Here is a 14,515-nt window from a genome sequence, read left to right on the forward strand (position 1 = left end):
CGGGAGAAGACAATGACAGCAAACACAACATCCTCCGCTCAAGCCTTGCAGGACTATCTCGACCAGGGGCTGCGCGGCATGTGGTATCCGGTGCTGGCCAGTTGGGAAATTGGCAATAACCCGGTCGGCATTACGCGTCTGGAGCAGCAGATCGTGGTGTGGCGTGACGGCGAAGGCGCGATCCACGCGCTGGAAGATCGTTGTCCGCATCGCGGAGCGCGGCTTTCCATGGGCTGGAACCTGGGCGATCGCATCGCCTGCTGGTATCACGGCGTTGAAGTGGGCGGTGATGGTACGGTTAAAGACGTTCCGGCGGTCGATCGTTGCCCGCTGGTGGGGCAAAAATGCCTGCGTTCTTATCCGGCCAAAGAGGCTTACGGTGCGGTGTTCCTCTATTTCGGCGTGACCGCAGATGAAGAACCGGCCGAATTGACTTTCCCACCGGAGCTGGCGGACGAAGCCGAGTACAGCAACTTCCTGTGCACCGCCAGTTGGGACTGTAATTACCAGTACGCGTTGGAAAACGTAATGGATCCGATGCACGGCACCTACCTGCATTCCTCGTCGCACTCAATGGCGGAAGGGGATCGCAAGGCAGACATGGCGCTGGAACCGACCGACAGCGGTTTCATCTTTAAGAAGAATGGCCAGATCGGCGTCAACTTTGACTGGGTAGAGTTCGGCAGCAGCGGGGCTTACTGGATGCGCCTGTCTATCCCGTACAAAAAGCGCTTTGGACCGGGCGGCCACTTCTGGATCATCGGCATGGTGGTTCCGGAAGACAAGGATCATTGCCGGGTGTTCTTCTGGCGGATCCGCAAGGTGAAAGACTGGCAGCGTGACATGTGGCGCTTTATGTACCGCAACCGCCTGGAATCCCTGCACTGGGACGTCCTGGAGCAGGATCGCATCGTGCTGGAAAACATGGCACCGAACGCGCGTGGCCGTGAATATCTGTATCAGCATGACGTCGGGTTATCTCGCCTGCGCCGTATGATGCAAAAAGAAGCGCAGAAACAGCTGGCGCGGCTCAGTGAGCTGGAGGCGGCGCAGTGAACGGCCTGCTGACGGGGAAACGTATTGTGGTGACCGGCGCAGCACGTGGGCTGGGGCGCAGTTTCGCTGCCGCGATTGCCGCCGCCGGTGCCAGCGTGGTGATGTGCGATATTCTGGCAGATGAACTGGCAGACGGCGCCGCCAGCCTGCGCGAGCAGGGGGCACAGGTCGAAAGCCAGGTGATCGATCTGGCCGATCCTGCCTCGATCAGCGCCGCGTTTAACGCCATTGCCGCAGGCGGGGCCGTTGACGGGTTGGTGAACAATGCGGCCCTGGCCACCGGTGTCGGCGGCAAAACCATGATGGAATACGATATCGATCTGTGGGATCGGGTGATGCAGGTCAACGTGCGCGGCACCTGGCTGGTGAGCCAGGCGGCAGTACCGCTGCTGGCCCAAACCCCGCATGCCAAGATCGTTAACGTGGCTTCGGATACCGCGCTGTGGGGCGCACCGCGCTTAATGGCTTATGTGGCCAGCAAAGGGGCAATTATCTCGATGACCCGCTCGATGGCGCGTGAACTGGGCCCGCAGGGGATTTGCGTGAATGCCATTGCTCCGGGCCTGACGCGGGTAGAAGCCACGGAATACGTGCCTGCCGAGCGTCATCAACTGTACGAGCAGGGCCGGGCCTTGGCCGGGGCGCAGCATCCTGACGACGTCAACGGGACGGTGCTTTACCTGCTGTCACCGCTGGCGAACTTCGTGACCGGTCAGCTGTTGCCGGTCAACGGTGGCTTCGTCTTTAACTAATCAATACTCAATTAGCCAGGAGCAGCACATGGCAGACGACCAAGGGTGTAAATATCTGATCCCAGGACTGGATCGCGGATTGCAACTGTTGCTGGCGTTTGGCGAGCAGCACAAGGAAATGACCTTTGCCCAATTGCATCGCCTGGTCGACATGCCAAAAGCTACCGCCTATCGCGTGGTGCAAACGCTGGAGCATCTGGGTTTTCTGGAGCGCAATCCACGCACCAACACTTTCTCGCTGGGCATCAAGGTGTTGCGCCTGGGCTTTGAATATATTGCCTCGCTGGATGTGGCGCAGGCCGGTCAGCCGGTAATAGAACAACTGCGCGATCGCAGCCAGTGCAGCAGTCATCTGGCGATCCGTGATGGACGCGATGTGATCTACATCGCCCGCGTCAGCGCTGCCGGTTCACAAATCAACCAGGTCAGCGTCGGCACCCGCCTGCCGGTGCACCAAACTTCGTTAGGCCGCATGTTGCTGACCAGCGCCACCCGCGAAGAGTTCGAACTGCTGTATCCGCAGGAGCAACTGCCGGGTAGCGGCCCGGGTACCCCGGCGGATCGCGAAACGCTATGGCAAATGGTGCAGCAGGACAAGGCGCGCGGCTATGTGATCGGCGAGTCGTTTTTCCGCCACGGCATCTCTTCCATCGTCTACCCGATCTTCAACCGCGAGCAGCGGGTGGAGGCCGTGATCAGCATTATGGTGCCGTCCGATGAGATCCCAAAAGCGGATCGCGAGCGGTTACGCATGGAGGTGCGGGACGCCGCGGTGAAAATCTCCGGCTTCCTGGGCGCACCGCCGCAGGCTAACGCCGGTTAACTGATTTTCATAGGGCGCCGCAAGCTGCGCCGCACTAATCGGGACGAATAGAGTCGTCCCCTACCAATGACTCAGGCAGGGATAAGATTCATGGCAATCATGGGTCGGGGTTCGATCATGCCTGAAAACCGTATTCAGCGAGAACGTGGGGCACAATTAATGAGCGTAATCGGAATCGAAAAACTGGAATTTGGCGTCGAAGATCTGCCAACCTGCGAAAAATTCATGCAGGACTTCGGCCTGCAGGCGGCGCAACAGCATTGGGGCGAAACCCAGCGCGAATTCACTACCCTGAGCGGGGCGCGCGTGGTGCTGCATCCGATGCACAGCGAAGCACTACCAGCGGCGTTTGAGGGCGGTTCGACCCTGCGTCGCATGACCTGGGGCGTTGGTAGCCCGGCCGAGTTGGCGGCGTTGCAGCCCTTGCTGGCGCAGATGCCGGGTTTCCGCCTGGTCGGGGAAGAACTGGAGTGCCTTGATCCGAACGGCATGACGGTACGCTTTTGCGTTAGTCAGCAGCGGGAAGTTGATTTGCCGGTGTCGCCGATCAACCAGTGGGGCGACGTGCGCCGCATCGATCAGCCAAGCCCGGTGTATGCCCAGGCGCAGCCAATCAATATTGGCCACGTGGTGTTCTTCGTCGAAGATCTGGCCGCGACCGAGCGCTTCTACCGTGAAGTGCTGGGGTTCCAGGTCTCGGACCGCTATATCGATCGCGCGGTATTCCTGCGTACTCAGGTGCGCGGCGGCCATCACAACCTGTTCCTGCTGAAATTGCCTAATCGTCCGCGCGGCCTGAACCATGTGGCCTTTACCGTACGCGACATCCACGAGGTGATCGGCGGCGGTATCGCCATGAACAAAGAGAACTGGAGCACCTTTATCGGCCCCGGCCGCCACCCGATTTCCTCGGCCTATTTCTGGTACGTCAACAGTCCGACCGGCGGGGCATTTGAGTACTACACCAACGACGACTACCTGACCGAAAACTGGCAACCCCGCGAGCTGGAGCACTCACTGGTGTCCTTCACCGAGTGGGCCGTGGAAGGCGGTATTGACCACGATACACGTCGCCAGCATAAGAAGCCGGAGGCGTTATGAGCCAGCCAGAAGCGGCGGGCATCCTGATCATCGGCGGTGGGCAGGCCGGGGGTTGGGCAGCGAAAACGCTGCGTGACCGCGGCTACACCGGCAAGCTGACGGTGGTTAGCGACGAGCCCTATGACTTTTATGAACGTCCGCCACTTTCCAAGGCGGCGTTGCTGGACGGCAATGCGCCGCTCAGCCGACTGTTCAGTGAGCAGGTGGTGGCCGGGTTAAACATCAACTGGTGCCGCCCGATGCGTGCCGAAGCCATTGAAGCACAGCAACAAATTGTCACTCTCAGCGACGGCCGACAGCTGCAGTTTGATCAACTGCTGATCGCCACCGGTGGGCGACCGCGTCTGCCGGACGCCCGTTGGGCCAGTCATCCGCGCGTTATGACGCTGCGCTCCTGGGACGATGCCAGCCGACTGCGCCAGGCGTTGCAGGACTGCCGTAAGCTGGCCATCGTCGGCGGCGGTTGGATCGGCCTGGAAATCGCCGCTTCGGCCCGGCGCCTCGGGGCTGAGGTCACGGTGTTTGAGCGCCAGCCTGCATTGTGTATGCGCAGCGTCGGTGCGGACGTTTCCCAGGCGTTGCTCGAACTGCATCAGCAGCAGGGCGTAACGGTGCATTGCGGCTGCGGTGACATCCAACTGGAAGATCGTAACGGCAGCGCCTGGATCTGCAGCGACAGCAGCGATCCTCAGGAATTTGATCTGGTGGTAGTGGGGATCGGCGTGGAGTTGAATCTGGAACTGGCGTATAGCGCCGGGCTGAAGGTTGACGCCGGTATCGTGGTTGATGGCCAGGGACGCACCAGCCACCCGGCGATCTTCGCCGCCGGCGACGTCGCGCGCCACCCGACGCTGGGTCTGTGCCTGCAATCCTGGGCCTATGCGCAGAATCAGGCGATCAGCACTGCCTGCGCGATGCTGGATGCCTTTGCCTCACCTTACGATGACGTGGCCTGGCTTTGGTCGGATCAATACGACGCCAATATCCAGATCCTCGGCATACCGACCGGCGGCGTACATCACGTGGTGCGGCGTACGCCACAGTCACAGGTGTTCTTCACGCTGAATGCCGACCGGCAGTTGGTGCAGATGGTGGCGTTTAACGACGCACGCACCATCAAGCTGGGTAAGCGCTGGCTGGCCAGTGGGCGAGTGTTGGAGCCGCAGCAGTTGGCGGACGCAGAGTTTTCTTTGATGGCGTTGAAATAACGCCCGTAACCTCGGGAGCGTTTCATGACTACGCAAGATATTGACGCCCGCGCTGGACGGGTGGGGGAAGCCGTTGCCGAAAATCCGCAGCAGCGGGTGCGCTGGTCGGTGCCGATAGCGCTGTTTGCCTGCGTACTGTTGGCCTTTTTCGACAAGATCAGCATCGCGGCCCTGTTTTCCGATAGCGAATTCCAGCAGGCGCTGGGCATCAGTTTTGACCCGGCGCGACTGGGCTTGCTGATGAGTGCATTTTTGTTCTCGTACGGCATTTCTTCGATGCTGCTCAGCGGCATTGGCGACCGGCTGAACCCGGTAAAAGTGCTGATCGGCATGATGGTGGTGTGGGGCGTATTGATGGTGCTGATGGGCCTGGCCCGTTCGTATCACACCATGATGACGCTGCGCATTTTACTCGGCATTGCCGAAGGCCCACTGCTGCCGATGGCCTACGCCATTATTCGCCAGGCCTTTCCGCAGCGGCTGCAGGCGCGTGCCACCATGCTGTGGCTACTCGGCACCCCGCTGGGGGCGGCGCTGGGCTTCCCGGTCACGCTGTATATCCTCAACACCTTTGACTGGCAGACCACCTTCTTCTTTATGGCGTTTCTGACGCTGCCGGTGATGCTGTTGGTGCTGTTCGGCATGCGTCATCTGAATGTGTCACGCCCGGCCGCCGCTACCGTTTCACCTCCGGCGGTCGCCGAACGCAAACAGCATCGCCTTGAGCTGCTGCGCAACCCGCATTTCTGGATGATTTGCCTGTTTAACATCGCCTTCCTGACCTACCTGTGGGGCATGAATGGCTGGCTGCCCAGCTACCTGATCAAGGGCAAAGGTATTCACCTGGAACATGCCGGGTACCTGTCATCGCTGCCGTTTATCGCCATGCTGCTCGGCGAAGTGCTCGGTGCCTGGCTGTCGGACAAACTGGATCGCCGCGCGCTGGCCTGCTTTATCTCACTGTGCGGCGCCGGGCTGGGCTTGGCCGTGGTGCTGCATATGCAGGGGACCTACAGCGTGATCGCCGCCATGGCCTTCAGCACCTTTATGTGGGGAGCCGGTGCGCCGAACATCTTTGCCCTGCTGGCGAAGGCCACCAGCAGCAAGGTTAGCGCCACCGCCGGCGGTATTTTTAACGGATTAGGCAATTTTGCCGGTGCACTGGCACCGGTGCTGATGGGGGCGCTGATCGCCGCCACCGGCAACATGGATAACGGCTTGCTGTTCCTGGTGGTGATGGCCTTTATCGGCTGCATCATTCTGCTGCCGTTGCTGAAGAAATATTGATATCCCATTGATTCACAGAGGAGTACCAACATGTCTCAGGTTGAGAAACAAGCTGCCGTCAAGCCGCAGGATCAGTCGATAGAGCATTGGGTGGAATCACGTATCGCCCGCTTTGAAGGCCGTAAATATGACTGGAATGCGTTGAAGTTCCAGGCTGACTACGACCCGAAATACCGCCGTGCGCAGATGCGTTATATCGGCACAGGTGCCACCGGGGTGGTGAACGACACCAATACTATCCCGGCGGGCAACTTTACCTTTTCCACCATGGTGCTGCCGTCGAAATGCGAAGGCCCGCTGCACCTGCACGACGATGTGGAAGAGGTGTTCTTTATGCTCAAGGGCAGTATCACGTTGATGATCCAGGATGGCACCGAGTACTACGAAACCAAGCTGAAAGAGCGCGATCTGATCTCGGTTCCGGCCGGTGTTTACCGTGGATTGTTCAACCACGGCGAGGAAGAGGCGTTGATGTGCGTGATGCTCGGCACCGCCAAACCGGAAACGCCGACCTACCCGGCGGATCACCCTTTATCCAAAGTGAAACGCAACTGATGAACGGCCTGGTGCAACGTCAGCAGGCGCGCTGCGGGGATTTCACCCTGAGCTGGCGCGAAGCGGGGCACGGCCGCCCGGTAGTGTTGCTGCATGGCATCAGCTCCGGTTCGGCCTCGTGGGTCAAGCAGTTTAACGATCCTGGCCTGACCGACGGTCACCGCCTGCTGGCCTGGGATGCACCGGGCTACGGTGGCAGTTTGCCGCTGACGGTGAACCAGCCTGACGCCACCGCTTACGCAGCCGCACTGGCGGCGCTGGTGGCCGAGCTTGGGCTGGAGCAGCCGCTGATTGTCGGCCATTCGCTCGGTGCGCTAATCGGCAGCGCTTATGCTGCCGATCATCCCGACGGCCTATGCGGACTGGTGCTGGCGGATCCGGCTCAGGGTTATGCCACGGCGCCGGAAGAAAAACGTCAGCAGGTTTACGGCCAGCGCAAACAGATGATTGAAAAGCTGGGGCCGCAGGGCTACGGCGAACAGCGGGCGGCGGCGTTACTGCGTGATGGCGCGGATCCGCAGGATATCGCCTGGGTACGCAATGGCATGCAGCAGCTGGATCCAGAAGGTTTTCTCAGCGCCGCCTGGATGCTGGCCAACGACGATATCGGCCGCCATCTGGCGCGCTATCGTGGCCCGCTACAGGTGTGGTGTGGCGACGGCGACCGGATCACACCGCCGGAAGCGGCGGCAATATTGGCGCAGCAGCAGGACGCGCCTCTGCGGCTGATTGAGGGCGCAGGGCACGCCAGCTATCTCGATGCACCGGAGCAATTTAACCGTTATCTGCAGGACTTTACGGGAGCAATCCAACCATGAATTTTCAGCTTGAGCAACGGGTCGCAGTGGTCACCGGCGGTTCGTCGGGCATCGGTTTTGAGACCCTGCGCCTGCTGTTGGCGGAAGGGGCGAAGGTGGCCTTTTGCGGCCGCAATCCGGACAAACTGGCCGGTGCCGAAGCCAGCCTGCGTAATGAGTTTCCACAGGCGCAGATCCTGGCGTTGTGCTGCGACGTGCTGGACGAGGCGCAGGTAACGCAGTTTGCCGCTCAGGTGACGGCGCACTTCGGCGGGGTGGATCTGTTGATCAACAACGCCGGTCAGGGATTTGTGGCGCATTTTGAACACACCCCGCGTGCGGCCTGGCTGCATGAGGCGGAGTTAAAACTGTTCGGCGTGATCAACCCGGTGCAGGCGTTTTTGCCGGCGCTGGAGCGTTCGGATATTGCCTCGATTACCTGCGTGAACTCACTGCTGGCTTTGCAGCCGGAAGAACACATGATCGCCACCTCGGCGGCGCGCGCCGCACTGCTTAACATGACGCTGACGCTGTCGAAAGAGCTGGTGGACAAGGGCATTCGCGTCAACTCGATCCTGCTGGGCATGGTGGAGTCCGGCCAGTGGCGACGCCGCTTCGATGAGCGCAGCGATAAGGACCAAAGCTGGGAGCAGTGGACGGCGGCGATTGCCGAACGTCGCGGCATCCCGATGAAACGCCTCGGTAAGCCACAGGAGCCGGCGCGGGCGCTGTTGTTCCTGGCTTCCCCCCTGGCGTCCTTTACTACCGGCGCGGCGCTCGACGTCTCCGGTGGCTTTAACCGCCATCTTTAACCGCAGAGGCCGAACAGATGAAGAAAATCATGATGATTGGCTACGGCGCAATGGCCAGAGAAGTGCTTTCCCGTCTGCCGGATGGGGTGAGCGTGGGCTGGATCCTGGCGCGTGCGGCTCATCATGCGGCAATCGACAGTGCCTTCGGGGGGCAGGTGCAGGCGCTAACCCATCCGGATCAGTGCACTGAGCAACCGGACCTGGTGCTGGAATGTGCCAGCCAGCAGGCGGTGGCGGAATTTGGTGAGGCCGTGGTGACGCGTGGCTGGCCATTGGCGGTGATTTCCACCGGTGCGCTGGCGGATGCGGCGCTGCAACAGCGGTTGCAACAGGCCTGCCGTCAGCACCATGGCCAGTTGATCGTCCTGTCCGGAGCGGTAGCAGGGATGGATGGGCTGGCGTCGGCGCGTGAAGGCGGGCTGGACAGCGTCACCTATCAGGCCTGTAAAAGCCCGGCGAGCTGGCGAGGCAGCATGGCAGAGCAATTGATTGATCTTGATGCCGTGAGCGAGGCGCAGGTGTTTTTTGAAGGCTCGGCGCGTGAGGCGGCGAGGCTGTTCCCGGCCAATGCCAACGTGGCTGCGACCATCGCGCTCAACGGCTTGGGGATGGACGCCACCCGGGTACGGCTGCTGGTCGATCCCGCGACCCGGCGCAATACCCACCGGCTGCAGGTGTGCGGCAATTTCGGTGAGTTTCAGATTGAGCTGAGCGGCAACCCGCTGGCGAGTAATCCCAAAACATCAACCCTGGCGGCGCTGAGCGCGGTACAAGCCTGCCGCCGTCTGGTTGATGGTGGCTTTATTGCCTGAACGGCAGGAGCGAGCATGGAAAAGTTAAAGATTTTTGTAGCTGGGCGCTGGTGCGAAGGGCGTGGCGACGAAATGACCTCGGTGTTTCCGGCCGACGGCAGCGTCAATGCGCAACTGCGTGCCGCCAGCGTTGAAGACGTCAATGATGCGGTGGCCGCGGCGGAACGCGCCTGGCGCGCGCCCGAGTGGCGTGGGCTGGTGCCGCATCAGCGTGCCAACATTCTGTACCGCGTCAGTAATCTGATTATGGCGCAGCAGGAAGAGTTGGCGCAGTTGCAGACCCGTGACAATGGTAAACCGCTGGCGGAAACCCGTGGGCTGGTGGCCAGTGCGGCAGCAACGGCTCGCTACTTTGCTGCCGCCTGCGAGGTGCTGGAGGGCGAACTGCCGACCCAGCGCAGCGCCGAGGTGATGACGCTGAGCCAGTATCAACCGCTGGGGGTGATCGCGGCGATTACGCCGTGGAACTCGCCGATTGCCAGTGAAATGCAAAAGGTGGCCCCCGCGCTGGCTGCGGGCAACTCGGTGATCCTCAAACCGGCTGAAGCCACGCCGCTGATGGCGCTAAAACTGGCGGAGCTGTTTGAACAGGCTGGGCTGCCTGCCGGACTGCTCAGCGTGCTGCCGGGCAAAGGCTCGGTGATTGGTGAAGCGCTGGCCCGCCATCCGTTAGTGAAAAAGATTTCCTTTACCGGCGGCACCAATACCGGTCGCCATTTGGCGCACATTGCCGCCGAAAAACTGATCCCTACCTCGCTGGAACTGGGCGGCAAGTCACCGACCATCGTGCTGGAAGATGCGGATTTGGAGCAGGCGGCACGCGGCATCTGTTATGGCATTTTCAGCTCCGCCGGTCAGGCCTGCATCGCCGGTTCGCGGCTGTTTGTGCACCGTTCTTTGTACCAGCCACTGCTGGCGCGCCTGAGTGAACTGGCGGCCGGATTGCGGGTGGGTAATCCCCTGACGCCGGGTGTGCATCTCGGCCCGCTGATTAACCAAAAGCATCGCCAAAGCGTGGCGGATTACGTGGCGCTGGCACAGCAGGAAGGTGGGCGGATAGTGATTGGCGGTGAAGCCCCGGCCGATCCGCAACTGGCCGGTGGCAGCTATTACCTGCCGACGATTATTGAAGGGCTGAGCAATAGCGCCCGCGCCTGTCAGGAAGAGATTTTTGGCCCGGTACTGGTGGTGCTGCCGTTCGACGACGAGCAGCAGTTGATTGAACAGGCCAATGATTCGGTATACGGGCTGGCGGCCGGCATCTGGAGCCGTGATTTCCCGCGGGCTATGGCGCTGGCGGAGCAATTGGAAACCGGCACGGTGTGGATCAATACCTACAAAACATTCTCCATTTCTACGCCTTTCGGCGGTTTTAAAGAGAGCGGTCTGGGCCGCGAAAAGGGCCTGCACGGTATCAAAGCCTACATGCAGCAAAAAAGCCTGTATCTGGCGCTTAGCCATCAGGCGAATCGCTGGAGCGATTAGTTTTGAGCAACGGTGCGTACCCCTACAACGAACATATAAGAAGGCTGATGATGAGCGAGAAAATAACGGTTGGCGAGGCGATAGCCCGGACTCTGGAACAGTACGAGGTGTCGGCGATGTACGGCATCATTTCGATTCATAATCTGCCGATTGCCGATGCGGTGGGGCAGCGCGGCAACATTCGCTTTGTGCCGGCACGTGGTGAAGCCGGTGCCGTGACCATGGCCGATGCCCACGGCCGTTTCTCCGGTCTGGGCGTGGCCTTGACCAGTACCGGTGCCGGTGCCGGTAATGCGGTCGGCGCAATGATCGAGGCGATGAACGCCAACACGCCGCTGCTGCACATTACCGGTCAGGTGGAAAAAGCCTATCTGGATGCCGACGCCGGGTTCATTCATGAAACCCGCGATCAATTGGGTTTCCTGCGCGCCTGCTCCAAACGCGCGTATCGGGTTAACTCTGCGGAACAGGCGGTGTCCGTGATCCAGCGGGCCATTCTCGACGCGCAGACGGTGCCTTGCGGCCCGGTGGCGGTAGAGATCCCGATCGATATTCAAAGCAGCCTGGTTTCCAGCGCGGTGCTGAGCCAGCCAGTGATGCCTGCGCCGCTGCCGCCAGCCAGTGACGACGCGGTTGAACGGCTGTATCAGCGGCTGAAACAGGCCAAACGTCCGTTGTTATGGTTGGGCGGCGGTGCGCTGGCCTGCGGTGAGGCGGTGCGCAAACTGGCGGATGCCGGTGTGGTGGTGATCTCCAGCACCCACGGGCGCGGCATTCTGCCTGATAGCCATCCGCGCAGCCTGCGTGCGTTCCATAATTCACCGAGCATTGAGGCTATCCTGACGCAGTGCGATCTGACGCTGGTGGCCGGTTCACGCCTGCGCAGCAATGAAACCCGTACCTGGACGCTGCCGCTGCCACGCCCATTGGTGCAGATTGATATTGATCCGGCGGCGGCCAACCGTAACTATCTGGCCGACGAACAAATTAATGGCGACTGTGGTGCCTTGCTTAACGCATTGGCTGCCCGACTGAATCCAGGTGAGAAGGTCAATGCCGAGTGGGATAGCGAAATCGTCCGCGCGGTGCAGCAGGCGGAAAGCGCGCTGCGCCAACAGTCGGGGGAATATGCCAAATTAAACGACGCCATTGCCGCCGCGCTGCCGCAGGATGGGCTGCTGGTCCGTGATATCACCGTCTCTGGCAGCGTTTGGGGCAGCCGTTTGTTCCGCGCGATTTCGCCGCTGTGCAACATTCACTCGCTGGCCGGGGCGATTGGCATGGGCTTGCCGATGGCGATTGGTACCGCGATCGCTAACCCGCAGCGCAAGGTGGTCGGGCTGGTGGGCGACGGCGGGTTGGCGTTAGGCTTGGGCGAGCTGGCGACCATGGCGCAGGAGCAGGCCAATATCACTTTGCTGATTATGAACGACGGTGGCTACGGCGTGATGCGCGGCATTCAGGATAAATACTTTGCCGGTCGTCAGTACTATAACGAACTGCACACCCCGTCCTTTACGCTGGTGGCCGAAGCTATGGGGCTGAAAGCCTGGAAGGTCGACAGTGCGGCGCAGTTCAGCGGCGTCTTGGCGGAGGCGATTAACTATCCGGGACCGTCGGTAGTGGAAGTGGACATGAACAGCATTGGGCCACTAACCTTCGCCGGGCCACCGCAAAAGACCCTGTACTGAGCCGTGACGGATTGAACGGCACCTTGAACAGTCGAGGTGTCGTTCAAAGGTAATCAATTTTTATTAAATATTCCCAGGGCGTCGACTATCAGTGAAATGGATACTCGCAGCCCAATAATAGCAAGAACCAGTGTGACCAAGTCCACATAGCTGGTCGCCGGTTGTAATATTTTCAATGATGATTTAATGCCAATAAAGTAACAGCCTGGCATCCAGATAATGGAAATTAACGAGTATCTTGCCTTATTCATGAGTTGACGCCTTAATCGCCCCCATTGAGCGAGGGGGCATATACAGAGAAATATTACCAGCGGCATTGCCCATTTACGCTATTTGGGGAACGGTTACCCGCTAGTGCATCTCTGTTATTATTGTTGTTATTTCTATATGGGCTTTTATCAGGACAACCGAGACTTGCCGTCGCGGCCCCCGCAACGGCAAAGCCAATCATTGTCCATGGCCCACCAGCCATGCCTGTTAGCGCGCCAGTGATGATGCCAACGCCAACATCATTTGCGCATGTTTTTGGGGCTCCGCCTCCGTTGCGGCCATTATTCCGACCTCTTCTTCCGCCATTATCGCTACGGTCACCGCCATTATTTCCACGACCACCAGAGATTTGATCGAGTAAAGATGCATCAATGATTTTCATAAATAACTCCATTCCATAGTGTTGTTTTATGTCCATAAGGGAACTTAGTATTATATTTTTTCCAGAATAATTTCAATGCTGCATAGGTGAGTTTTCGCTAAAGGTCACAAAAAATAAATGGTTATTATGTGTTGTTGTAAGTTGTTTTATTTATATTATTCTATAAATGGAATTGAGTGGTTTTTTAATAATGGATTTAACAGGAATGCGTTTTTTATTTTCTGAAAACGGCACCTTAATCAGTGGTAAACCCACTTTTGGGTGCCGTTGCTCTGTAAGGCAATAAGGGTTATTTGCCTGCCGCGATGCGGTCGCGAATGTGCTGCGCACGCGCTTCGGAGGCCGGGTGATCGTCGAACATGCTGCTCTGACGTCCGGCTTCCATCTTGGCCAGTTTTTCAAAGCTGGTGACCAGGCCGTTCGGATCGATACCGCGCTGTTTCATCAGATCGAACGAGTAGTCATCCGCTTCGCTTTCCTGCTTTTGCGAGAACTGGGCATTCACCAGTTTTTCGCCCATGTCCGCCAGTTGTGACTGCGACAGTGAACCTATGATGCCTCCGGTCGAGGCCGCTGCGGTACGCAACGCCACGGTGCCGTAAGCCACCTGCATGGCTTTACGCGTATGGCCCAGCGCCACGTGGCCCATTTCATGACCCAGCACGCCTTCCACTTCATTGTCGGTCATCATGTCCATCAGGCCGCTGTATACGCGAATACAGCCGTTGGCCATCGCCCAGGCATTCACGTCTTTGGTGACGTAAACCTTGTAGTTGGCCGGTGTACCGTTGATATTATCGCCCAGCGCCGCGGCGATTTTGTTCAAACGTTTGGCATAGGTGCTGTCAGCCGGCGCGATTTGTGCCTTGCTGTCCATCTCTGCGCAGGATTTATCACTCAGGGTTCTTACGTCGTCATTGCTCAACGTCGCCGCCTGAAACGCCTGCGCGCCAGACTGCATCAGGGTATCGGTATTCAGGTTTTGACAGCCGCTTACCAAGGTGGCAATGCTTAATGCAATCAAAGAGGTACGGATTTTCATAACGCCATCTTCCTGTGATAGTAACAAGGGGGTAATGCCATTTTAATTTAGGGAAATCTTGCCGTCTGAGACTAGTGTACGCTGGCAATCAGGAAAATAGTGTTATTCCGAAAAACCGACCAATTGTGCTAATAAGTTGTGAACTCGCTCTCATTTGGCATTAGGGATTGCCGTTTTAATGCTGAGTCTGAGAAAATAGAAAACTTGACTGATTTTTTAATCCGACCTGGAGTAAAACATGTCCTCTCGTAAAGAGCTTGCCAACGCCATCCGCGCACTCAGCATGGACGCCGTACAAAAAGCAAATTCCGGCCATCCGGGTGCACCTATGGGCATGGCGGACATCGCCGAAGTCCTGTGGCGTGACTACCTGAACCACAACCCGACCAACCCGCACTGGGCTGACCGTGACCGCTTCGTCCTCTCCAACGGCCATGGCTCG

14 protein-coding genes and 1 pseudogene are annotated in these 14,515 nt (G+C 59.1%); 13 read left to right on the plus strand and 2 right to left on the minus strand.

The features are described 5' to 3' along the window. Nucleotides 1-12 precede the first annotated feature (12 nt). From FCL49_RS18335 to FCL49_RS18390, 12 genes are all read left to right on the plus strand, one after another. On the plus strand, nt 13-1,056 hold the full coding sequence (locus tag FCL49_RS18335; protein WP_174354635.1) for an aromatic ring-hydroxylating oxygenase subunit alpha: 1,044 nt from the start codon (nt 13-15) through the stop codon (nt 1,054-1,056). Next, entirely contained in the window at nt 1,053-1,808 is a 756-nt protein-coding gene (locus tag FCL49_RS18340) for an SDR family oxidoreductase (RefSeq protein ID WP_174354636.1), read from the plus strand. The genes FCL49_RS18335 and FCL49_RS18340 overlap by 4 nt, the downstream gene beginning before the upstream one ends. A gap of 28 nt (nt 1,809-1,836) precedes the next feature. Beyond that, the gene (locus FCL49_RS18345; protein ID WP_012146667.1) at nt 1,837-2,631 is read left to right on the plus strand and encodes an IclR family transcriptional regulator; all 795 of its coding nucleotides are present in this window, start codon (nt 1,837-1,839) and stop codon (nt 2,629-2,631) included. 159 nt (nt 2,632-2,790) lie between these two features. Beyond that, nucleotides 2,791-3,732, plus strand: a complete 942-nt coding sequence (locus tag FCL49_RS18350) for a VOC family protein (protein ID WP_174354637.1) — start codon at nt 2,791-2,793, stop codon at nt 3,730-3,732. After that, nucleotides 3,729-4,940: an NAD(P)/FAD-dependent oxidoreductase gene (locus FCL49_RS18355; protein WP_174354638.1), complete on the plus strand. Its 1,212-nt coding sequence runs from the start codon at nt 3,729-3,731 to the stop codon at nt 4,938-4,940. Before FCL49_RS18350 ends, FCL49_RS18355 begins: the two co-directional genes overlap by 4 nt. A 24-nt stretch (nt 4,941-4,964) precedes the next feature. Further along, a complete protein-coding gene (locus tag FCL49_RS18360) occupies nt 4,965-6,227 on the plus strand; it encodes an MFS transporter (protein WP_174354639.1) in 1,263 nt (420 codons plus the stop codon). Nucleotides 6,228-6,257: 30 nt separating this feature from the next. Further along, nucleotides 6,258-6,782, plus strand: coding sequence for a cupin domain-containing protein (locus tag FCL49_RS18365; protein WP_174354640.1), 525 nt, complete (start codon nt 6,258-6,260; stop codon nt 6,780-6,782). Then, on the plus strand, nt 6,782-7,600 hold the full coding sequence (locus tag FCL49_RS18370) for an alpha/beta fold hydrolase (RefSeq protein WP_174354641.1): 819 nt from the start codon (nt 6,782-6,784) through the stop codon (nt 7,598-7,600). Before FCL49_RS18365 ends, FCL49_RS18370 begins: the two co-directional genes overlap by 1 nt. Beyond that, entirely contained in the window at nt 7,597-8,391 is a 795-nt protein-coding gene (locus FCL49_RS18375; RefSeq protein WP_174354642.1) for an SDR family oxidoreductase, read from the plus strand. Before FCL49_RS18370 ends, FCL49_RS18375 begins: the two co-directional genes overlap by 4 nt. A gap of 17 nt (nt 8,392-8,408) precedes the next feature. Beyond that, nucleotides 8,409-9,203, plus strand: coding sequence for an aspartate dehydrogenase (locus FCL49_RS18380; RefSeq protein WP_174354643.1), 795 nt, complete (start codon nt 8,409-8,411; stop codon nt 9,201-9,203). A gap of 15 nt (nt 9,204-9,218) precedes the next feature. Next, nucleotides 9,219-10,688, plus strand: a complete 1,470-nt coding sequence (locus FCL49_RS18385) for an aldehyde dehydrogenase (protein WP_174354644.1) — start codon at nt 9,219-9,221, stop codon at nt 10,686-10,688. A gap of 50 nt (nt 10,689-10,738) precedes the next feature. Beyond that, nucleotides 10,739-12,379 (plus strand): thiamine pyrophosphate-binding protein, encoded by a 1,641-nt coding sequence (locus FCL49_RS18390; protein WP_174354658.1) that lies wholly within the window; start codon nt 10,739-10,741, stop codon nt 12,377-12,379. 304 nt (nt 12,380-12,683) lie between these two features. Here the strand turns inward: FCL49_RS18390 and FCL49_RS18395 are convergent, their stop codons facing one another. Both FCL49_RS18395 and FCL49_RS18400 read right to left on the minus strand, forming a co-directional pair. Further along, complete coding sequence (locus FCL49_RS18395; protein WP_174354356.1) at nt 12,684-13,031, minus strand: hypothetical protein; 348 nt, start codon at nt 13,029-13,031, stop codon at nt 12,684-12,686. Nucleotides 13,032-13,320: 289 nt separating this feature from the next. Continuing rightward, complete coding sequence (locus tag FCL49_RS18400; protein WP_174354645.1) at nt 13,321-14,073, minus strand: M48 family metallopeptidase; 753 nt, start codon at nt 14,071-14,073, stop codon at nt 13,321-13,323. A 238-nt stretch (nt 14,074-14,311) separates the two neighbouring features. On the opposite strand from FCL49_RS18400, the pseudogene FCL49_RS18405 reads away from it, so the two are divergent. Continuing rightward, a pseudogene (locus FCL49_RS18405) lies at nt 14,312-14,515 on the plus strand (transketolase); the annotation flags it as partial.

Source organism: Serratia proteamaculans (assembly GCF_013337185.1).
In the GTDB taxonomy this organism is placed as follows: Bacteria; Pseudomonadota; Gammaproteobacteria; order Enterobacterales; family Enterobacteriaceae; genus Serratia; species Serratia proteamaculans_D.